22 protein-coding genes, 11 tRNA genes and 4 riboswitches are annotated in these 20,564 nt (G+C 37.2%); of the genes, 31 read left to right on the plus strand and 2 right to left on the minus strand.

The genetic code is table 11. The annotated features are described in order from the left end of the window. Nucleotides 1-34: 34 nt before the first annotated feature. From U860_RS0121970 to U860_RS0122030, 13 genes are all read left to right on the plus strand, one after another. Nucleotides 35-107, plus strand: a tRNA-Ala gene (locus U860_RS0121970). An 18-nt stretch (nt 108-125) separates the two neighbouring features. After that, nucleotides 126-218 (plus strand) — tRNA-Ser (locus U860_RS0121975). A gap of 61 nt (nt 219-279) precedes the next feature. Further along, a tRNA-Ser gene (locus tag U860_RS0121980) sits at nt 280-372 on the plus strand. Nucleotides 373-397: 25 nt separating this feature from the next. Further along, nucleotides 398-474 (plus strand) — tRNA-Met (locus U860_RS0121985). A gap of 2 nt (nt 475-476) precedes the next feature. Next, nucleotides 477-552: transfer RNA gene (locus U860_RS0121990), tRNA-Asp, on the plus strand. A 9-nt stretch (nt 553-561) separates the two neighbouring features. Beyond that, nucleotides 562-637 (plus strand) — tRNA-Phe (locus tag U860_RS0121995). 18 nt (nt 638-655) lie between these two features. Further along, nucleotides 656-728, plus strand: a tRNA-Thr gene (locus U860_RS0122000). Nucleotides 729-734: 6 nt separating this feature from the next. Beyond that, a tRNA-Trp gene (locus U860_RS0122005) sits at nt 735-805 on the plus strand. A gap of 13 nt (nt 806-818) precedes the next feature. Further along, nucleotides 819-895: transfer RNA gene (locus tag U860_RS0122010), tRNA-Ile, on the plus strand. Between the two features lie 9 nt (nt 896-904). Then, nucleotides 905-979, plus strand: a tRNA-Asn gene (locus tag U860_RS0122015). Nucleotide 980: 1 nt separating this feature from the next. After that, nucleotides 981-1,052 (plus strand) — tRNA-Glu (locus U860_RS0122020). Nucleotides 1,053-1,191: 139 nt separating this feature from the next. After that, a complete protein-coding gene (locus U860_RS0122025) occupies nt 1,192-1,611 on the plus strand; it encodes a CBS domain-containing protein (protein WP_002170436.1) in 420 nt (139 codons plus the stop codon). 384 nt (nt 1,612-1,995) lie between these two features. Beyond that, nucleotides 1,996-3,147 carry a DUF3965 domain-containing protein gene (locus U860_RS0122030; RefSeq protein ID WP_025150189.1) on the plus strand — a complete coding sequence of 384 codons (1,152 nt, stop codon included), beginning with the start codon at nt 1,996-1,998 and terminating at the stop codon, nt 3,145-3,147. A gap of 241 nt (nt 3,148-3,388) precedes the next feature. On the opposite strand, the gene U860_RS0122040 is transcribed toward U860_RS0122030, so the two are convergent. Both U860_RS0122040 and U860_RS0122045 read right to left on the minus strand, forming a co-directional pair. Then, the gene (locus U860_RS0122040) at nt 3,389-3,721 is read right to left on the minus strand and encodes a hypothetical protein (RefSeq protein WP_025150190.1); all 333 of its coding nucleotides are present in this window, start codon (nt 3,719-3,721) and stop codon (nt 3,389-3,391) included. A gap of 5 nt (nt 3,722-3,726) precedes the next feature. Continuing rightward, nucleotides 3,727-4,884 carry an SH3 domain-containing protein gene (locus tag U860_RS0122045; protein WP_025150191.1) on the minus strand — a complete coding sequence of 386 codons (1,158 nt, stop codon included), beginning with the start codon at nt 4,882-4,884 and terminating at the stop codon, nt 3,727-3,729. A 250-nt stretch (nt 4,885-5,134) separates the two neighbouring features. Continuing rightward, nucleotides 5,135-5,247: riboswitch (TPP riboswitch) on the plus strand. 60 nt (nt 5,248-5,307) lie between these two features. Continuing rightward, a riboswitch (TPP riboswitch) is annotated at nt 5,308-5,410 on the plus strand. An 89-nt stretch (nt 5,411-5,499) separates the two neighbouring features. Here U860_RS0122045 and tenA point away from each other — a divergent pair. From tenA to kdpDN, 18 genes are all read left to right on the plus strand, one after another. Continuing rightward, complete coding sequence (gene tenA / locus U860_RS0122050; RefSeq protein WP_025150192.1) at nt 5,500-6,195, plus strand: thiaminase II; 696 nt, start codon at nt 5,500-5,502, stop codon at nt 6,193-6,195. After that, nucleotides 6,164-6,913 carry an ABC transporter ATP-binding protein gene (locus tag U860_RS0122055; RefSeq protein WP_025150193.1) on the plus strand — a complete coding sequence of 250 codons (750 nt, stop codon included), beginning with the start codon at nt 6,164-6,166 and terminating at the stop codon, nt 6,911-6,913. Before tenA ends, U860_RS0122055 begins: the two co-directional genes overlap by 32 nt. Further along, nucleotides 6,913-7,665 (plus strand): ABC transporter permease, encoded by a 753-nt coding sequence (locus tag U860_RS0122060; protein WP_025150194.1) that lies wholly within the window; start codon nt 6,913-6,915, stop codon nt 7,663-7,665. The genes U860_RS0122055 and U860_RS0122060 overlap by 1 nt, the downstream gene beginning before the upstream one ends. Further along, entirely contained in the window at nt 7,662-8,663 is a 1,002-nt protein-coding gene (locus tag U860_RS0122065) for an ABC transporter substrate-binding protein (RefSeq protein WP_025150195.1), read from the plus strand. The genes U860_RS0122060 and U860_RS0122065 overlap by 4 nt, the downstream gene beginning before the upstream one ends. A gap of 10 nt (nt 8,664-8,673) precedes the next feature. Beyond that, nucleotides 8,674-9,294, plus strand: coding sequence for a thiazole tautomerase TenI (gene tenI, locus U860_RS0122070; RefSeq protein ID WP_025150196.1), 621 nt, complete (start codon nt 8,674-8,676; stop codon nt 9,292-9,294). Next, on the plus strand, nt 9,287-10,396 hold the full coding sequence (gene thiO / locus U860_RS0122075) for a glycine oxidase ThiO (RefSeq protein WP_025150197.1): 1,110 nt from the start codon (nt 9,287-9,289) through the stop codon (nt 10,394-10,396). Before tenI ends, thiO begins: the two co-directional genes overlap by 8 nt. A gap of 15 nt (nt 10,397-10,411) precedes the next feature. Next, complete coding sequence (gene thiS, locus U860_RS0122080) at nt 10,412-10,615, plus strand: sulfur carrier protein ThiS (RefSeq protein ID WP_002170446.1); 204 nt, start codon at nt 10,412-10,414, stop codon at nt 10,613-10,615. 2 nt (nt 10,616-10,617) lie between these two features. Then, nucleotides 10,618-11,388, plus strand: coding sequence for a thiazole synthase (thiG, locus tag U860_RS0122085; protein ID WP_002170447.1), 771 nt, complete (start codon nt 10,618-10,620; stop codon nt 11,386-11,388). After that, entirely contained in the window at nt 11,381-12,400 is a 1,020-nt protein-coding gene (locus U860_RS0122090) for a thiazole biosynthesis adenylyltransferase ThiF (protein ID WP_025150198.1), read from the plus strand. Before thiG ends, U860_RS0122090 begins: the two co-directional genes overlap by 8 nt. Before the next feature lie 15 nt (nt 12,401-12,415). After that, nucleotides 12,416-13,228 (plus strand): bifunctional hydroxymethylpyrimidine kinase/phosphomethylpyrimidine kinase, encoded by an 813-nt coding sequence (thiD, locus tag U860_RS0122095; RefSeq protein ID WP_025150199.1) that lies wholly within the window; start codon nt 12,416-12,418, stop codon nt 13,226-13,228. 119 nt (nt 13,229-13,347) lie between these two features. After that, nucleotides 13,348-13,495: riboswitch (cyclic di-AMP (ydaO/yuaA leader) on the plus strand. 93 nt (nt 13,496-13,588) lie between these two features. Continuing rightward, nucleotides 13,589-13,975: a hypothetical protein gene (locus U860_RS0122100; protein WP_025150200.1), complete on the plus strand. Its 387-nt coding sequence runs from the start codon at nt 13,589-13,591 to the stop codon at nt 13,973-13,975. Nucleotides 13,976-13,992: 17 nt separating this feature from the next. Then, a complete protein-coding gene (locus tag U860_RS0122105; RefSeq protein ID WP_025150201.1) occupies nt 13,993-14,223 on the plus strand; it encodes a hypothetical protein in 231 nt (76 codons plus the stop codon). A gap of 258 nt (nt 14,224-14,481) precedes the next feature. Continuing rightward, nucleotides 14,482-14,627: riboswitch (cyclic di-AMP (ydaO/yuaA leader) on the plus strand. Nucleotides 14,628-14,728: 101 nt separating this feature from the next. Then, on the plus strand, nt 14,729-14,833 hold the full coding sequence (locus U860_RS0122110) for a SipW-dependent-type signal peptide-containing protein (RefSeq protein WP_000887889.1): 105 nt from the start codon (nt 14,729-14,731) through the stop codon (nt 14,831-14,833). Beyond that, nucleotides 14,830-14,910, plus strand: coding sequence for a K(+)-transporting ATPase subunit F (gene kdpF / locus U860_RS31845; RefSeq protein ID WP_000972378.1), 81 nt, complete (start codon nt 14,830-14,832; stop codon nt 14,908-14,910). The genes U860_RS0122110 and kdpF overlap by 4 nt, the downstream gene beginning before the upstream one ends. 19 nt (nt 14,911-14,929) lie before the next feature. Further along, complete coding sequence (kdpA, locus tag U860_RS0122120) at nt 14,930-16,597, plus strand: potassium-transporting ATPase subunit KdpA (protein ID WP_025150202.1); 1,668 nt, start codon at nt 14,930-14,932, stop codon at nt 16,595-16,597. 13 nt (nt 16,598-16,610) lie between these two features. Further along, complete coding sequence (gene kdpB, locus U860_RS0122125; RefSeq protein ID WP_025150203.1) at nt 16,611-18,701, plus strand: potassium-transporting ATPase subunit KdpB; 2,091 nt, start codon at nt 16,611-16,613, stop codon at nt 18,699-18,701. 17 nt (nt 18,702-18,718) lie between these two features. Beyond that, nucleotides 18,719-19,300, plus strand: a complete 582-nt coding sequence (kdpC, locus tag U860_RS0122130) for a K(+)-transporting ATPase subunit C (protein ID WP_025150204.1) — start codon at nt 18,719-18,721, stop codon at nt 19,298-19,300. A 56-nt stretch (nt 19,301-19,356) separates the two neighbouring features. Next, nucleotides 19,357-20,511 carry a KdpD-like non-kinase potassium sensor gene (gene kdpDN, locus U860_RS0122135; protein ID WP_081806860.1) on the plus strand — a complete coding sequence of 385 codons (1,155 nt, stop codon included), beginning with the start codon at nt 19,357-19,359 and terminating at the stop codon, nt 20,509-20,511. The last annotated feature ends 53 nt before the right edge of the window (nt 20,512-20,564 follow it).

Genomic DNA, 20,564 nt, shown 5'->3' on the forward strand with positions numbered 1-20,564 from the left:
TTCAAATCCTGTCTTCCCGATTTTTCAAAAACATGGGGCCTTAGCTCAGCTGGGAGAGCGCCTGCCTTGCACGCAGGAGGTCAGCGGTTCGATCCCGCTAGGCTCCACTTTATTTTTTATATGTCGGAGGTATACCCAAGTTCGGCTGAAGGGATCGGTCTTGAAAACCGACAGGCGGCGAGAGTCGCGCGGGGGTTCGAATCCCTCTACCTCCTCCATTTTTTCAAAAATTGGTTTAGTTACATATAAAAATGAATAAGATATTAATGTTTCCTTCATGGAGGTATACCCAAGTTCGGCTGAAGGGATCGGTCTTGAAAACCGACAGGCGGCGAGAGTCGCGCGGGGGTTCGAATCCCTCTACCTCCTCCATTTATTTTAAAAAACATAATATCGTCGCGGGGTGGAGCAGTCTGGTAGCTCGTCGGGCTCATAACCCGAAGGTCGCAGGTTCAAATCCTGTCCCCGCAACCAATGGTCCCGTGGTGTAGTGGTTAACATGCCTGCCTGTCACGCAGGAGATCGCCGGTTCGACCCCGGTCGGGACCGCCATTTTATGTTGGCTCGGTAGCTCAGTCGGTAGAGCAGAGGACTGAAAATCCTCGTGTCGGCGGTTCGATTCCGTCCCGAGCCACCATTTTTTTTTTTTTTTTTTGCCGGCTTAGCTCAATTGGTAGAGCAACTGACTTGTAATCAGTAGGTTGGGGGTTCAAGTCCTCTAGCCGGCATCATTTAGGGGCATAGTTTAAAGGTAGAACTGAGGTCTCCAAAACCTCCAGTGTGGGTTCGATTCCTACTGCCCCTGTAAAAAAGTATATGGGCCTATAGCTCAGCTGGTTAGAGCGCACGCCTGATAAGCGTGAGGTCGATGGTTCGAGTCCATTTAGGCCCACCATATATTTATTCCGCAGTAGCTCAGTGGTAGAGCTATCGGCTGTTAACCGATCGGTCGTAGGTTCGAGTCCTACCTGCGGAGCCATGGCCCGTTGGTCAAGTGGTTAAGACACCGCCCTTTCACGGCGGTAACACGGGTTCGAATCCCGTACGGGTCATAAAAAAAGAGTCAGCAATTTGCTGACTCTTTTTTAGTATGTCTATATCTTCAACCTCTTTTTATTGTGCTGTCTTCCTGAAATAAATAAAGGAATTTAGGAAAAGCTATAGTATGTATTAAAAGGAGGAGATAGAATAATGACAAAGGTTCGAGAACTTATGAGTACAAATATTGTACAGTGTACACCACTAGATAATGTATATGAGGCTGCTGTAAAAATGAAGGAAGAAGCAATTGGTATGATTCCAGTTGTTGAGAATGAACAAGTTATTGGTCTTGTGACGGACCGGGATTTAGTTGTGCGTGGAATTGCTGAAAAACATCCAGGATCTAATAAGATTACAGATGTAATGACGACAAATATCGTTTCAATTTCTCCTGATGATTCTATTGAGAGAGCTACAGAATTGATGGCACAGCATCAAATTAGAAGGTTGCCAGTAGTTGAAGGTGGTCAATTCGTTGGTATGTTAGCCTTGGGAGATTTAGCTATAAGAGAAGTAGCAGATGACCAAGCTGGTTTTGCTTTAAGTGAAATATCAGAGCATACAAAATAATTTATCCCGCTATTTGCGGGCGGCAAGATTCTCACCTCACAACTTTGTGAAAGCGAAGGGAGCAGGTGGGAGTCTCGTTGCTTGGAACGCCCCACTGAGTATAGCTTCAATGTATACACAAAAAAAATATACATCATTTTAACTTTATATGGATAAAGGTGATGTGTTAACATGATAGAGCTGAAAGATTATATACTAGCTATGCATGATTAATATTTTCGATAGTTTTTTAAAATTTGTGATTCATAATTTTTAATGAGATAAAAAGTGATATACTAATAGATATAAGTATTATGATAGATTTTGAATATAACAATATTAATCTATTTTGGTGAGATAAGGAATTAATATTTCCTATGTAGATAAAAAGGGAAGGGGAATTATATGAGGGCTGTACAGGGCGATCCGAATTGGAATTTGGTTACAGATACATACGTAGAACCAAGGAATTTCGCTGAGTTATTTTCTTTGCTTGTACCGCGTCATCCGAAAGGTGAAGGGAAAGAGCGAACTATTTTAGTATGGAAAGAAAAAGAATTTTATAAAGAAGAAAATTTAGCGGCTTTCATCGTATATGGAATGAATAAAGCGAAAGATTTACCGCAGTTTCATAAAGATGAAATTCCCACTTTAGTACGTATTCTTCGCTTATGCCAAGAGATTGGTTGGTATAAAGAAGCATATACATTTATGATTGATCAAGGGTTAGACGAATTTGTCCAAACTTCATTGGAATATGAAACATGGGATCTTTTGACGCAAGCGGTTGCTCTAAACTATTTAATCATTAAACATCGTATTGGTGAATTGGATAATGGAGATGTAGGGATTTGGGAGAGAGTTAAATTTAGTGAGAAATGTATAATGCAGTGTAGACATTTATTATCTCATAAGGAAGTATTGGAGTTTACGTTTTTTTATATGTGTAAGCAAGCTAAGACTCTATCAAAAGAACAGCTAAATAGTGATATGATGGGTCTAGCAATATATTGTAATACTTTTGTGTATGATTTATATACAAATGATTTACTGCGCAAGTATCGTAAATGCACAGATTTCCTATCATATTATGGGCCTAGTCAAGCTGTTATAGCTTGTCAAAAAGCTGTACTGTCTCAAATTTCTGATCGGTTAGATCCACTAAAGACAACGCACGTAGACGATTATTTGTATGTGATGAAAGAAATGATGGAACATATGACGATAGGGTTAATGGATCGATACGATCATTTTATTGGAAAGTTACTTTCTTATGTACCATTTTTCGAAATGATTCAAGTTCCGCAGCATGCATATTATTGTGAAGAATTACTGTATATTTGTAAGGGCATTGAATATAAAGAAGAAATACTACGCAATTATATATTTATACAATTACATGATTGTTTGCCATCATTCTTTAAACTATTTCTTAAAAATAAACGTTATGCAACGATTCATGATATTCTTTTCTATTGGTGTGATGATGAACAAAGAATGAGCTTAGAGAAAAAATATAATCTTAGTTTTATTTATGAAAAATATGCTTGTGGATAAAGAGGACTTTACATATCAAAAATTAATATAAATTAAAAAGGATCTCAAATTTTATGTGAGATCCTTTTTTGTTAGTAAAACAAGGAGAAAGTAATTAAGACAAGAAATAACATTCCATAAAGAAAAAATTGAGCAGTATAACTGCCTTGTATACCAAAAAAAGTATTCGTTTTTTCATATAAATTCAATATATATTTCATTGGGTCATCTTTGAAAGATTGGTACACAGTGTCTCCTCTTTCTAAGCTTCTTGTTCGTGTTTTTGGTTTTTAGGAGCATTAACGTATCTAGCTATGAATAATAAAACAGCCATAAAGAATACAGGAAATGCGGTAGATAAATAAAAACCATTACTAACTATATTTGTTATAAGAGCGCTCAAAAGAAAAATTGCATTATAAATATGGGCAATTTTTTGTTTCAGTTGAACTTGGAATGATTCCATCATAATTTCTAAAGCAACAAAAGCAATGATAATAGACAAAAATACAGTGTTCGTATTATAAATGATTAAACAACAGATTAAACCTAAAAAAGCCAGGTATTCAATAAAGAGAGGTATATTGCGTGGCATACAATTTACCTAACTAAATATGGCAGTGGGTTCACTGCATTTGTTTTTTCAAAATTCCATTCCCCATTATGTAATTCAAAATGGAGATGTTGTCCGTATGAATATCCTGTATTTCCCATATGACCTAGTAATTGTCCGGTTTGTACTTGATCACCAGCTTGTACAGTACGATCTTTCATGTGAGCATAAACTGTTGTATATAATTTCTCATTTATTTGATGGGCGATGAACACGACATTGCCGTAGCTAGCCGAATAATAAGATTTCACAACTTTACCTGCAGCAGCAGCTTGAATAGAGACGTTGCCTTGTGCTGCAATATCTATACCATAATGCATTTGTTCCCAGCGCATATCAAATGTTGAGCTGATTTTCCCTTGGGTAGGGAATTTGAAAACTGCTGGAATTGATGAAGGTGAAGCGGTTGTTTTAGCTTGCGCTTGATTTTGCACTACATATTGTTTTGCCACATATCCGTATCCTGTGCCAAAACGAATTTTATACCAAGTTCCTACTGTTTCTACTACCTGTATTTGTGTACCATTTTGCAGAGAACCGATTGCTGCACTATTTGTGCTAGCAGAGCTACGCACATTTAATTTGGGTGTTGCAACAGTATAAGAAGGAGAACCTTGTACAGTTATACCTTTTACTAGAGGTGTGGATCCATTAGATACAAATGTTTTTTGTACGTAACCAATTTGGCCGTTATGTAATATTTTGTACCAATCTCCTTGTTCACCTTGAATTGTAATGAATTGACCATTTGGCAATATATCTAGAATAGAAGATTCTGTATTAGGTTCAGAACGAACGTTTAATGCGTTTGCATTTACGATATATTGATACTTTTGTTGAACATTTTTTTTGAATAGAATTGCATCTTTTTTCATATAGCCTGTTTTGTTGTTAACGGATACTTTATACCAATCTTGAGCTGTCTCAAGAATAGTAACTGGGCTATTAAATCGAATGTTATCAATTATTGCACTGTCTGCATGGCTATTTTGATGTAGTGCAACGTTGTCAATTTTTACATACCCCGTTTTTGCTTTAGATGATTGCTTAGCAGCAGCTGTTTGTATATCGGATTCTCCCATATAAGGAAGTAACGAAGCAATTGCGATAGTAGTTGCTGTTAAAGCTGTAGCTTTCATATTCATGTAATAAAGACCTCCTCTAGTTGTATAGTTGTAATTTTATTATAGTATAAAGATACAATATATTGGTCTTATTCACATAAATGTAATATGAAATCAATATAAATAATGTTAGAAGAGAGATTCGTATATATATATCATTTGTGGAGCTGCATTTATATTTGTTTAACATGTTAAGATTTAATGCGCAATTAAGAAAATTAAAATAGTTGATGATGACTTATGACAATGTTATACTGACAGTGATAATTTTATAGTTTGCTAGGAGAGCTGGTGTTGCCAGCTGAGAGGAGGGCCGTAAGCCTTTGATCCTTTTCATTACCTGATCTAGATTATGCTAGCGTAGGGAAGCAATTCGGACATTAACAATGAGTCCCCGTTTCTTTGCGTATAGAAACGGGGCTTTTTTATTTGAAAATTTTATATTAACACCACTAGGGGTGCTTTTCGTGCTGAGAGAGGAATAATCCTTAACCCTTACAGACCTGATCTAGGTAATACTAGCGAAGGGAAGTGGAACAACGAATAAAATATATTTTTATTTGCTGTGGCCACTTCTTATATAAAGAAGTGGCTTTTTTATTGGGATAAACAGATATACAGGAAGGGGAAATATAAATGAAATTTTGTGAAAGATTATTTGAGACGGTGCAGCCTGTATGGGAGAAAAGTCATAATCATCCGTTTGTAGTAGGTATGGGGGATAGCACTTTAGAAAAAGATAAATTCCAGTATTATATTATTCAAGATTATTTATACTTGTTGGATTATGCAAAACTATATGCAATTGGTGTTGTAAAGGCAACGAATCCACAAGTTATGGCGAAATTTGCAGAGCAAATAGATGGTATTTTAAATGGTGAAATGACGATTCATAAACAATATGCAAAAAGACTTGGGATTTCTGCCCAGGAGATGGAATCGGCAAAACCATCTGCTAAAAATTTAGCTTATACAAATTATATGATGTCTGTATCTCAAAATGGCACACTTGCAGAATTAATAGCAGCTTTACTTCCATGTATGTGGAGCTATTGGGAGATTGGAAAGCGTTTAAATGATATTCCTGGAGCAAGAGATCATGAGTTCTTTGGGGAGTGGATTCAAGGATATAGTTCTGAAGAATACGGTAACCTTTGTATTTGGTTAATAGATTTATTAAATGAAATGGCAGTTGGGAAGTCAGAGAAAGAGCTAGATCGATTAGAGGAGATTTTCTTATATTCCAGCCGATTTGAATATTTATTCTGGGATATGGCTTATCGTAAGGAGATGTGGGGATTTGAGGAGCAAGAACATACTACAGTTTCGTAATGTTTCCTTTCATTATGATGAAAAACCAATCATAGAGGGACTAAATGCCAATATACAAGAAAAAGAGTTTGTGAGCATTATTGGACCAAGTGGCTGTGGGAAAAGTACTTTATTTCGCCTTATTACAGGTTTAGAAGAGGCGAGCAGCGGACAAATAGAGCTTATGGAAACAAAGAGGCATCCTGTAGGGTATATGCCTCAAAAAGATATGCTTTTGCCATGGAGAACAGTTATTGAGAATGCTGCTTTACCGTTAGAGTGCCAAGGTGTGCAGAAGAAAGAAGCACAGGTAAAGGCAAAGGAACTGTTACATAAATTTGGTTTACAAGGGTACGAGAAAAAATATCCGAAAGATTTATCTGGTGGTATGAGACAGCGCGTATCTTTTATCCGAACTTTATTAACAGGCGGAGAGATATTATTGTTAGATGAACCGTTTAGCGCGTTGGATGCTTTAACGAAGGCATCTTTGCAGGAATGGTTGTTTGAACAATGGCAAGAGTGGGAAAAAACAATTTTATTTATTACACATGACGTTGAAGAAGCCCTTTTTCTTTCTAATCGTATTTTTGTTGTAGAGCAGCAGCCGATAGCTACTTTAACTGAGCGAATTGTGCCGCTTGAACGTAACAGAACAAGAAAAGATTTACATAAGCCTGAAGTGTTAGCGCTTAAGGATGAGCTTCTTAGTATGTTACAAAGGCAGGTACTTGTATGATGAATCGTTTGAAGGAGCTATTACCTGCCCTCACATTAAGTGGAATTTTACTTATTGCTTGGGAAGTAGGAGCAAGAATTGTAGATGAGATGTACATTTTGCCATCACCTTCTGCAATTGTAATGAAGATATGGGCGCTGAAAGATATATTATTTACGGTTCATTTACCTGCAACGTTGTATGTCGTTTTAATAGGTGTTGTTATTTCTATCGTCTTGGGCGTAGGGCTAGCAATGTTAATGAATGCGAGTACGTGGATGGAAAGAGCATTTTATCCATTATTAGTTGCCTCGCAAACAATTCCGATTACAGCGCTTGCGCCGCTATTTGTTTTATGGTTCGGATATACCATTTGGAGTAAGGTTGTTGTCACAGTTTTAATTACATTTTTCCCAATTGCGGTCAATACGTATGATGGACTTCGCAGTACGAAAAGAGAATGGGAAGAGCTTTTAGTTACGTATGGTGCAACGAAAAAAGATGTTTTTCTAAAGCTAAAGTTGCCATCTGCTCTTCCTTACTTTTTCTCAGCGTTAAAAATTGCGGTACCACTTAGCGTTATTGGGGCAGCGATTGGAGAATGGCTCGGTGCGCAAGCTGGGCTTGGATATTTCAGTAAAAGAATGATGACGCAGTTAGACGGAGCGGGGGTATTTGCACCAATTGTATTGTTATCATTATTAGCTATTTTCTTCGTCATACTTGTTTCGATATTAGAAAGGAAATTCATTAGTTGGAGGAAACATTCATGAAATTATTAAAACGCATCTTTGTGTTTACATTATTAGTTGCAATGATTACAGGATGTTCTAGTAATTCAGCATCAGATAAGAGTAAAAAAGAGAAAGAAATAACAGTAATGCTGGATTGGTATCCGAATGCGGTACATAGCTTTATTTATGCCGCAATTGAAAAAGGATACTTTAAAGAAGAAGGAGTAAAGGTGAATATTAAATTCCCTTCTAATCCGACTGATCCATTAACATTAGCAGCTGCTGGAAAAGTGACAGTTGGTTTGTATTATCAGCCAGATGTTGTGATTGCAAGAGCAAATGAAAACATTCCAGTGAAATCAATTGGAGCTGTCGTACGTTCGCCGTTAAATCATGTTGTATCGCTGAAATCAGCAGGTATTCAGTCACCTAAAGACTTAGAAGGAAAAACAGTTGGATATTCTGGAACACCTTTAAGTGAAGCGTATTTAAAAACGATGGTAAAAGAAGATGGTGGTAATCCAGATACAGTGAAAGTAGTCGATGTTGGATTCGATTTAGTACCAGCGTTAATTACGAAAAAAGTAGATGCTGTAACAGGGGCATACATTAACCATGAGGTTCCTGTTATGCGTCATGAAGGTCATGAACCAGCTTACTTTAATCCAGCTGACTACGGGGTGCCGAATTATCATGAGCTTGTATTTGTAACAGGTGATAAAACTTTGAAAAAGGATAAGGAAGCGTTGCAAGCCTTTTTACGTGGTGCGAAAAAAGGCTATGATTTCATGAAGAAAAATCCGGATGAAGCACTAAATATTTTATTAAATCATCAAGAAAAAGAAAACTTCCCACTTGTACCAGAAGTTGAAAAAGAAAGTATGAAAATTTTATTAGAGAAGATGGAAACGAAAGATGAACCATTCTTATCAGATTCAAAAGAGTCATGGGAGCAGCAAAATAAATGGTTGAAAGAAAAAGGGATGACGAAAGAGGTTGTTCCAGCCGATGAACTATTCGAAAACATTTTAAAGTAGGCGAATGCATATGAAAAATGAGCTCCATGTAATCTCAAATGGTCAAATGCCATTCGAAGAGGTAGTGAATGTAGGGATACAAATTGAGAGTGAGATTGATTATTTGCATATTCGTGAGCGTGAGAAAAATACGAAGGAATTGTATTACGGTGTGGAAAGCCTTTTGGAGAAAGGCTTTCCAGCATCCAAAATAGTGATAAATGATCGAATTGATATTGCTATTCTATTAAATATTCCACGTGTTCAGCTAGGGTATCGAAGCGCAGATGTAAAGTTAGTGAAAGAAAAGTTTTCTTATTTGCATGTTGGTTATTCAGTACATTCTTTAGATGAAGCGATAGTGGCATTTAAAAATGGAGCGGATTCGCTCGTTTACGGTCATGTATTTCCAACGGCTTGTAAAAAGGGTGTGCCAGCAAGAGGATTAGAAGAAATTGCTCATATGGCAAGGTGTTTATCAATACCAATCACCGCAATTGGTGGAATCACTCCTGAAAATACAAACGATGTTCTTGCAAATGGTGTAAGTGGCATTGCTGTTATGTCTGGGATTATAAGCAGTAGTAATCCGTATAGCAAGGCGAAATCTTATAAGGAATCAATAAGAAAGTGGGCGGGAAAACATGTGTAAGAAGTATGATGTAGCGATTATTGGCGGAGGTGTAATTGGCAGTTCAATTGCACACTTTCTAGCGGAAAGAGGGCATAAAGTAGCGATTGTAGAGAAGCAAGGAATCGCATCTGAAGCTTCGAAAGCAGCAGCTGGTTTGCTCGGTGTTCAGGCAGAATGGGATGAATATGATCCGTTGTTTGAGCTTGCTAGAGAAAGCCGTGCTATATTTCCACAACTTGCAGAAGTTTTACGTGAAAAAACAGGCATCGATATTGGGTATGAAGAAAAGGGAATTTATCGCATTGCCCAAAATGAAGATGAGAAGGAAAGAATTCTTCATATTATGGATTGGCAACAGAAAACAGGCGAAGATTCCTACTTTCTAACAGGGGAGCATTTGCGGGAAAAAGAACCATTTCTTTCCGAGTCAATTATAGGGGCGGTATATTACCCAAAAGACGGTCATGTTATTGCACCAGAGCTGACGAAAGCATTCGCACATTCCGCGGCATTTTCTGGAGCTGACATATATGAACAGACAGAAGTGTTTGATATTCAAATTGAAAACAATACGGTGACTGGAATTGTTACAAGCGAAGGTGTAATCACATGTGAAAAAGTCGTTATCGCTGGAGGTTCATGGAGTACGAAATTACTACATTATTTCCATAGTGATTGGGGTACATATCCAGTTAAAGGAGAAGTTGTTGCAGTAAGAAGCAGGAAGCCTCTCTTGAAAGCTCCTATTTTCCAAGAGCGGTTTTATATTACGCCAAAGCGCGGTGGCCGTTATGTAATTGGGGCAACGATGAATCCTCATACGTTTAATAAAGCTGTGCAGCCAGAAAGCATAACTTCTATATTAGAGCGTGCTTACACGATATTGCCTGCTTTAAAAGAAGCAGAGTGGGAAAGTACGTGGGCTGGGTTAAGACCGCAGTCTAATCATGGAGCTCCTTATATGGGAGAGCATGAAGAAATAAAAGGTTTATATGCTTGTACTGGGCATTATCGAAACGGTATTTTATTAAGTCCTGTTTCCGGTCAGTATATGGCTGATTTAATAGAAGGAAAGCGAGAAAATCATTTGCTAGATTCATTGCTTCCTAAATCGGTTTAGAAAGGGGATGGAAGTTTGAATTTAAAAATTAATGGTAAGCAAATTGAAATACCAGCGAGTGTAAAAACAGTAGCTGAGTTACTTACACATTTAGAATTAGATAAAAGAATCGTTGTAGTAGAGCGTAATAAAGATATTTTACAAAAAGATGATCATAAGGATACATCTGTTTTTGATGGAGACCAAATTGAGATTGTAACTTTCGTAGGAGGCGGTTGATTATGTTAAACATTGGACCATTTTCATTTCATTCTAGACTTTTATTAGGAACAGGGAAATTCTCTGATTTTGATGTGCAGCAAAAGGCAATTGACGTTTCTGAAGCTGAAATTTTAACATTCGCAGTACGTCGTATGGATATATTTGATGCGAAGCAACCTAATCTATTAGAGAAACTTGATGTGAAAAAATATACGTTACTACCAAATACAGCGGGAGCAAAAAATGCTGAAGAAGCTGTTCGAATTGCAAAATTAGCAAAAGCTTCTGGACTTTGTGACATGGTAAAAGTAGAAGTTATTGGTGATGATAAAACGTTATTACCTGATCCGGTAGAAACATTGAAGGCATCTGAAATGTTATTGGAAGAAGGATTTATCGTTCTTCCATACACATCTGATGATGTTGTATTAGCGCGTAAATTACAAGAACTTGGTGTACACGGGGTTATGCCAGGAGCATCACCAATTGGTTCAGGGCTTGGTATTGTAAATCCATTAAATTTAAGTTTCATTATTGAACAAGCAACAGTGCCAGTTATCGTTGACGCTGGTATTGGTAGCCCAGCTGATGCAGCATTTGCAATGGAATTAGGGGCAGATGGTGTGCTATTGAATACGGCTGTATCGGGAGCAAAAGACCCTATTAAGATGGCACAGGCAATGAAGTTAGGTATTGAGGCAGGGCGCTTAGGCTTTGAAGCGGGTCGTATTGCACGTAAGCGTTGTGCAACAGCAAGTAGCCCTTTAGAAGGAATGAGCGTAGTTGAATAATCGATATTCTCGCCAAGAGCTATATTCTCCAATTGGAGAAGAGGGACAACAAAAGATAGGAGAAAAGCATGTACTTATTATCGGTGCGGGCGCACTAGGTAGTGCAAATGCAGAGATGTTTGTAAGGGCTGGTGTTGGTAAGGTGACAATTGTTGACCGCGATTATGTGGATTGGAGTAATTTACAAAGGCAGCAATTGTACGCGGAGCGTGATGTAGAGAATAATCTTCCGAAGGCTATAGCGGCAAAAAAACGTCTAGAAGAGATTAATAGTGAAGTAAGAGTCGAAGCTCTCGTTCAAGATGTAACGGCTGAAGAATTAGAAGAACTCGTTACAAATGTTGATGTAATAATTGATGCAACTGATAATTTTGAAACACGTTTTATTGTGAATGATATATCGCAAAAATATTCTATTCCGTGGATTTACGGAGCGTGTGTAGGTAGTTACGGTCTTTCTTACACAATTCTTCCTGATAAAACGCCATGTTTATCTTGTTTATTACAATCGATTCCGCTTGGCGGGGCGACATGTGATACAGCGGGGATTATATCACCTGCTGTATCTCTTGTCGTTTCTCATCAAGTAACAGAAACACTAAAACTGTTAGTAGAAGATTATGAATCACTTCGAAATGGGCTTGTGTCGTTTGATGTATGGAAAAATGAATATTCATGTATGAATGTGCAAAAGCTTCGGAAACATAATTGTCCTTCATGTGGTGAGGATGCATTATATCCGTATTTAAATAAAGAAAACACTTCAAAAACAGCAGTTTTATGCGGGAGAAATACAGTTCAAATTAGACCACCTCATAAAGAAGAAATGGATTTTGAACAATATAAAGAATTGCTGAATGATCGCGTGAATGATTTGAATGTAAATCCATATTTATTATCATTTTCTGTTGGAGAAAAGAGATTAGTTGCCTTCAAAGATGGCCGTGTACTTGTGCATGGAACGAAAGATATAAGTGAAGCAAAAACAATTTATCATCGCTATTTTGGATAGAAAAGGATGAGTGAGATGAAAGTAAATAAAGCTTTAACGATTGCAGGATCTGATAGCGGAGGCGGCGCTGGAATTCAAGCAGATTTAAAAACTTTTCAAGAGCTTGGTGTGTATGGAATGACAGCTATTACAGCAATTACTGCTCAAAATACGCTTGGCGTTCAAGGGGTATATCCTGTTTCTTTAGAAGGAATTACGGAACAGCTGAATTCAATTGGTATGGATTTAACACCAGATGCTGTGAAACTAGGAATGCTATTTAGCAGTGAAATTATTCAAATTGTGGCAGAACACATTAAGAAATTTGGCTGGAATAATATTGTGCTAGACCCTGTTATGATTGCAAAAGGTGGCGCTTCATTATTACAACAAGAAGCAGTACACGCATTAAAAGAATATTTATTGCCATTAGCTACTGTTGTAACACCGAATGTTCCTGAAGCAGAAGTGTTAACAGGACTAGAGATTCATAATATAGAAGATAGTAAAGAAGCTGCGAAAGTATTGCATGAATTAGGAGCTAAATATGTTCTTATGAAGGGCGGACATGCAGAGTATCAAGGTAATAAAGTAATCGATTTACTCTTTGATGGTGAGCAGTTTATCGAATTTAGAAGTGAAAGAATTCCTTCGAAGCAAACGCACGGGAGCGGGTGTACATTCGCGTCTGCAGTTACAGCAGGACTTGCTAAAGGATATTCAATTGAAGAGGCAGTTCAAGAGGCAAAACAATTTATTAGTATAGCGATTGAAGAGCCTTTGAATATTGGAATTGGTCATGGACCGACGAATCATTTTGCTTATAAAGTGAATAAGACACATGTATAAAGACATGAAAAGCTAGTTTTTTAACTGGCTTTTTTTCTGTTTACTTTTTCAAAATTTAAGAGTAATATATCAGCCAGAATCTGTTTTTTATTTCCGTATTATGTGGGGATAATGGATTATTTTGTAATACGCTGAGTCCAGATTTATGGAGCGGAGGAACCAATTTGTGCGTCGTCACTAGGGGTGAATCTTTCAATTTTGAAAGTAGGGCTACTCTCAAAGTCCGAATCCGACAGCTAACTTCGTAAGCGTCTTGAGAGAGGACGGTGCCATGATGGATACATCACTTCATCGGTCTGATTAGTATAGGAGAATATCAATCTATGTTTAGATTCTTTTATGCTAAGGAGGATGAGGTATATGGAATTAACACTTATTTGTGTTGGAGAAGAAAATAAAGTAAAGAGTTTAAGAGAGCTAGTAGCATTTCAGCATGAGTTAATTATTTTTACAGCAAATGAAGAGATAGCAGCTGAAGTTAGAAACTATGGATTTGATTCGACTTATAGCTGTAATAAGGAGCAGGATTTTACTAGTATTTGCGAGTGTATTAAGAAGGTGATTTTGCTCGGAGATGAGCTTTCAATAGTTAGTTTCTTCACAGAACGTATTCGTTTTTCTTTTCAAGCGCCTATTACTGTTGTCACAAGGAATAAACGATATCCGGCCAGGCTCTATGAAACAATTGGAGCTAAAATTGTCGTGTTTACAAACTGTGATAACATTTCGTTTTTATTTTTTGAATAGGGCGGGAGGAAGCGAAGATGAAAGTATTACTACTTGGAGATATAGCGAATCGTTGGGCGGTATCGGTAGAGCGAGTTCAAGAATTGGTAGTGCTCGATCCGATTTTTCCGAGGCCATATATAATATTGCCATCGAAAGATGCTTTATATTTAAAAACAGATATTATCGAATATGAGCAGCTACATGCAGAATTGTCACAAGTTTATATTCGCGGGAGAAATTTACGTGCATTTTTACGAGGAGATTAAGCATTGAATAAAAGAGCGAATGCTGAGTGCAACAAGCTATGCACTTTATGTAATTCGCTCTTTTTATTTCATATTTAAAAGATCATTTCTATGAAAAAGAAAGAAAAGACAAGAAAATAGATGAAAGAACATTAATAACGTGTAATGTAAGCGTTTAAATAATAAAATATTTTCTTATTTAAAGTAATTTGCCTCTTTACAAGTTAAATATAGAGGAGTATATTTACTCTCATAAATCATTCATAAAATTTCCAAAAAAACCTAAAATCGCTGAGTTCCAGAAATGGAGCGGGGGAACCAATTTTGTGCATCGTCACTTGGGGTGAATCTTTCAGTTTTGAAAGTAGGGCTACTCTTTAGGCCCGAATCCGACAGCTAACCTCGTAAGCGTTTAGAGAGGAGGTTTACTTTTTGTTGTTCATTTTTTGAACACTGAGTAGAGCTCAGTGTTCTTTTTTAATATTTTAATGGTAAATTTTTACAAGAAAAGAAGTGAGGGATAGCTATGTTAGATGTTGTAATGATCGGGATATTTGTTGTATTAGTTGCATCGATGGCAAGTCTTGCAAGTTGGTCAGATAAAGTTGTGAAAGAAGGGAAGCAATCATGATGATTGCCTTATCGGTTATTGTTGCAGCGATTACGGTGTACTTAGTGTACGCATTATTAAATCCAGAAAAGTTTTAATTAGGGGGAATCATTCATTATGATTTGGGTTGCAGTTGTTATTACAATGCTCTTGTTTATTTTAGTAGCAAAGCCAATGGGGATTTATTTAGAGAAAGCCTTTCAAGGTAGCAAGACGCTAGATAAAGTATTCGGGCCTTTTGAAAAACTTATATTTAAAATTACAGGGGTGAAACAATACAATCAAACGTGGAAGCAATACGCATTATCACTAGTATTGTTAAATGGATTTATGATTGTCGTTGTATATTTCATTTTCAGATTACAAGGTGTGCTGCCGCTAAATCCAGCGCATATTGCAGGGATGGAGCCTACGCTCGCTTTTAATACAGCAATTAGTTTTATGGCCGATACAAACTTACAGCATTATAGCGGTGAAAATGGTTTGTCTTATTTATCACAATTAATCGCCATTACGTTTTTAATGTTTGCAGCACCAGCAACGACTTTAGCGATTGTTATGGCATTTATAAGAGGGCTTGCTGGAAAAGAACTTGGGAACTTCTTCGTTGATTTTACGAGAGCTTTAACGAGAGTTTTTCTTCCAATTGCATTTATTGCGGCGTTAGCCTTTGTCGCACTCGGTGTACCACAAACGTTAGACGGGGCAGTTACAGCACATACGATTGAAGGTGCAAAGCAAAGTATATTACGTGGACCAGTTGCATCATTCGTTTCAATTAAGGAACTTGGGAATAACGGTGGTGGATTTTTCGGGGCAAACTCAGCGCATCCATTTGAAAATCCAGGACAAATCACTAATATTTTACAAATGATGCTTATGATGTTATTGCCAACAGCACTTCCATTTACGTACGGACGAATGGTAGGAAATAAAAAACAAGGACGTATCCTTTTCGTTTCACTATTTATGGTGTTTTTACTAGGGTTTATAACGATTACGACATCTGAATTAAACGGGAATCCAGCGTTAAATGGAATAGGTATTGAACATGTGCAAGGAAGTACAGAAGGAAAAGAAGTACGATTCGGAACAGTATTCTCTTCACTTTATGCGACAGTAACGACAGCTGCTGAAACAGGGGCAGTTGATACGATGCATGATACGTTAACACCAATTGGTGGTTTAGTTCCACTCGTAAATATGATGTTGAATACAGTATATGGCGGCGTTGGAGCAGGCTTTATCAATATTATCATGTATGCAATTATTGCAGTCTTTATATCTGGATTAATGGTCGGACGGACACCAGAGTTTTTAGGTAAAAAGATTGAAGGTAAGGAAATGAAATTAATTGCAGTAACGATATTATTTCATCCGTTACTTATTTTAGGATTTTCAGCATTGGCTCTTTCAACAAATCTAGGAACAGATGCCATTTCGCATTCAGGTTTCCACGGTTTAACGCAAGTTGTATATGAGTATACATCGTCAGCTGCGAATAACGGATCTGGATTTGAAGGTTTAGGGGATAATACACCGTTTTGGAATATTACGACTGGTTTAGTTATGTTTTTAGGACGCTATTTCAGCTTAATTACGATGCTAGCTGTTTCCGCTTCACTGAAGGAGAAAACGGTCGTACCAGAAACAGTCGGAACATTCCGTACGGATAATAGTTTATTTGGTGGCATCTTCATCGGAACGATTGTAATTGTCGGTGCGTTAACATTCTTCCCGATGTTAGTATTAGGCCCAATTGCAGAATTTCTTACATTGAAGTAATGGAGGGTAAATGATGAAGCCGGTAGTAGTAAAAGAAAAACAAGTGAACGAGTCACAAATACATGTTATAGAAGATGAGGTTAGACAAGCGAAAACGCTGGATCGCGATATCGTGACGCATGCGATAAAACAATCCTTTGCGAAATTGAATCCGAAAGTAATGATTAAGAATCCTATTATGTTCATTGTGGAAATTGGATTTATAATTACGTTACTTTTATCCTTTCTTCCAAGTAGTTCGAGTAGCGTACCAGGGTGGTTTAATATAACAGTTTCTCTTATTCTATTATTTACAGTTTTATTTGCTAACTTTGCAGAAGCGTTAGCAGAAGGGCGTGGTAAAGCGCAAGCCGATTCTTTAAAACAATCGAAGAAGGATGTGTTTGCAAATATTATAAAAGAAAATGGAGACATCGTTCAAGTTTCAGCAACTGAGCTGAAAAAAGGTGACATTGTTATTGTAAAACAAGGAGAAATGATTCCGAATGATGGTGAAGTAATTAAAGGATTGGCGTCTGTAGATGAATCTGCAATTACAGGGGAGTCAGCTCCTGTTATAAAAGAAGCAGGTGGCGATTTTTGTTCAGTAACAGGCGGAACGATGGTCGTAAGTGATGAGATTACAATTGTAATTACAAGTAATCCTGGTGAATCATTTATTGATAAAATGATTTCTTTAGTAGAAGGAGCTGCTCGTCAAAAAACGCCGAATGAAATTGCTTTAAATACAGTATTAACGAGTTTAACTCTAATTTTCTTAATCGTTGTTGTGACGTTGCCGATCTTTACAAATTATTTAGGATTTCAAATTGATACAGCTGTACTTGTGGCATTGTTAGTTTGTTTAATTCCAACGACAATTGGTGGGTTATTATCAGCGATTGGTATTGCTGGGATGGACCGCGTGACAAAGTTTAATGTATTAGCAATGTCAGGGAAAGCAGTAGAAGCTGCGGGCGATATTAATACAATCATTTTAGATAAAACAGGTACGATTACTTTCGGGAACCGGATGGCACATACACTACTCCCTGTAGGAAATGAAACGATTGAGCAGGTAGGGAAATGGGCTGCGATTAGTTCTGTTTTAGACGAAACGCCAGAAGGTCGATCTGTTATAGAGTATGTGCAAGCAAAATCAATATCATATAATAGAGAACTTGCAGAACAAGGTGAATTTGTTCCGTTTAAAGCAGAAACGAGAATGAGCGGTGTTGATTTACAGGATGGAACGAAAGTGAGAAAAGGTGCTGTTGGTGCCGTTATTGAATGGGTTCAATCACAAGGCGGAACGATTCCAAAAGATGTGAATCAAAAAGCAGATTTAATTTCAAAAGAGGGTGGAACACCACTTGTAGTTGCAGTAGATGATCGTATTTACGGTTTAATTTATTTAAAGGATACAGTAAAACCTGGTATGCGTGAACGTTTTGAACAATTGCGCCAAATGGGGATTAAAACGGTTATGTGTACAGGTGATAACCCATTAACAGCAGCAACAATTGCAAAAGAAGCAGGGGTAGATGAATTCGTTGCCGAGTGTAAACCAGAAGATAAAATTGCGGTTATTAAAGCAGAACAAGATAAAGGGAAACTTGTAGCAATGACAGGTGATGGTACAAATGATGCTCCGGCATTAGCGCAAGCCGACGTTGGATTAGCGATGAATAGTGGTACAACAGCTGCGAAAGAAGCGGCAAATATGATCGATCTAGATTCGAATCCAACTAAAATTATTGAGGTTGTAGGAATCGGTAAGCAATTGTTAATGACACGTGGTGCGCTAACGACGTTTAGTATTGCGAATGATATTGCGAAATATTTCGCGATTATTCCAGCGATGTTTACACTTGCGATTCCGCAAATGGAAGCATTAAATATTATGGAATTAACATCACCGCTTTCAGCAATCTTATCAGCATTAATATTTAATGCAGTCATTATTCCGTTACTAATTCCGTTAGCGATGAAAGGTATTGCATATAAACCGATGAGTTCTAATGCACTGCTTAGCCGAAACTTACTCATTTACGGGCTTGGCGGAGTTATCGTTCCATTCATTGGAATTAAAGTAATTGATATGATTGTCGGCTTGTTCATATAAGGAAGAGGGGAAGAAAGATGGCGAAAAGACAAAGTATACTTTCACCAATTATTCGTATTACTTTTACATTCTTAGTCTTGTGTGGACTTGTATACCCGCTAATTGTAACTGGTATTGCGCAAGCGGTAATGAAGGATAATGCGGATGGAAGTCTTATATATAATGATAAGAATGAAGTAGTTGGTTCAAAATTAATCGGTCAAAATTTCACAGATCCACGTTATTTTCATGGGCGTGTCTCTAGTATAGAATATAAAGCAGAAGCATCAGGGTCTAATAACTATGCACCGTCTAATCCAGATTTAGCGAAACGAGTAGAGAAAAGTATTGCAGATTGGAAGGTACAAAATCCAAGTGTGCCAGTTACAGAAGTACCGATTGATTTAGTAACAAATTCAGGTTCAGGACTTGATCCGGATATTAGTCCACAGGCAGCTTACGTACAGGTGGATCGTATCTCGAAATTAACAAATATTCCGAAAGAAAAGCTTGATCAGCTTATTAAAAATCAAACAGAAGGCGCTACACTCGGTTTATTTGGAGAGGACCGTGTAAACGTCTTAAAGTTAAATTTAGAATTACAGAAACTAATAAAATAGTAACAGTGCTACCTCAATCTAATGGATTGAGGTAGCGTTGTTTCAAAAGAAAGGTTGTGCGTGTCTTGTATGCAGATGACTATAAACCAACGTTTCAAAGGCGAACACCGGAAGAGTATTTAGAATATATTCGTCAGCAAAATCGTGGAAAGTTAAAGCTATACGTAGGGGCTGCTCCAGGAGTAGGGAAAAGTTATAAAATGCTCTTTGATGCTAGAGAAATGCAAAAAGATGGTATTGATATTGTAATTGGTTTAATTGAAACGCATGGAAGAAAAGAGACGGAAGAAGCAATTGCTGATTTAGAAAAAGTTCCTTTAAAAGAAATAGATTATAAAGGGAAAGTATTTTATGAACTGGATGTAGAAGGAATTATAAAGCGAGCACCACAAATCGTTGTTGTTGATGAACTCGCGCATAGTAATATTCCTGGTTCTAAACATAAAAAACGGTACATGGATGTTCAAGAATTGCTAGAGGCTGGTATATCAGTATTATCCGCGTTTAATATTCAACATTTAGAAAGCGTTCATGACATTGTAGCTCAAATTACGAACGTCAAAGTACGAGAACGTATTCCGGATTTTATTTTGCAAAAAGCAAATGAAATTCAACTCGTTGATGCAACACCTGAGGTATTAAGGAAGAGATTAATAGATGGAAAGATATATAAGGAAGAAAAAATTCAGCAAAGCTTACAAAACTTCTTTACGCTTAATAATCTAGGGGCACTAAGGGAATTATCGCTTCGTGAAGTTGCAGATGATATGGATGAAAAAATTAGTCAAACAGTTATAGAGCCGATTGGCGTGAAAGAAAAGATTCTCGTTTGTGTACAATACAGTTCAACAGCAGAGAAATTAATAAGAAGGGGATGGCGCATGGCTGATCGGTTAAACGCTGAATTGTATGTCTTAAATGTAGAAAGGGAAAATATAGATTCTATTTCAGCAGGGAAAAAGCAAACAATTGAAGAGTGGAAATCCTTGACGAATCAATTTGATGCGAGCTTTGTATTAGAAGAAGCGAAAGGGAGAAAGCCAGCTGATGTTATTATTGAAGTCGCGAACAGACTACAAGTAACGCAAATTTTACTCGGACAATCAGCAAGAACACGGTGGGAAGAAATAAGAAAAGGTTCTATTGTAAATGAAATTATGAGACAAACGAAGCATATTGATATCCATATCGTTGCTGATCAAAGAGCTTAAAATAGAGACCTCCTTTCGGGAAGTCTCTATTTTGCTTTTTACTTATTTTCTTT

The organism is Bacillus sp. H1a, from assembly GCF_000633475.1.
Classification (GTDB): domain Bacteria; phylum Bacillota; class Bacilli; order Bacillales; family Bacillaceae_G; genus Bacillus_A; species Bacillus_A paramycoides.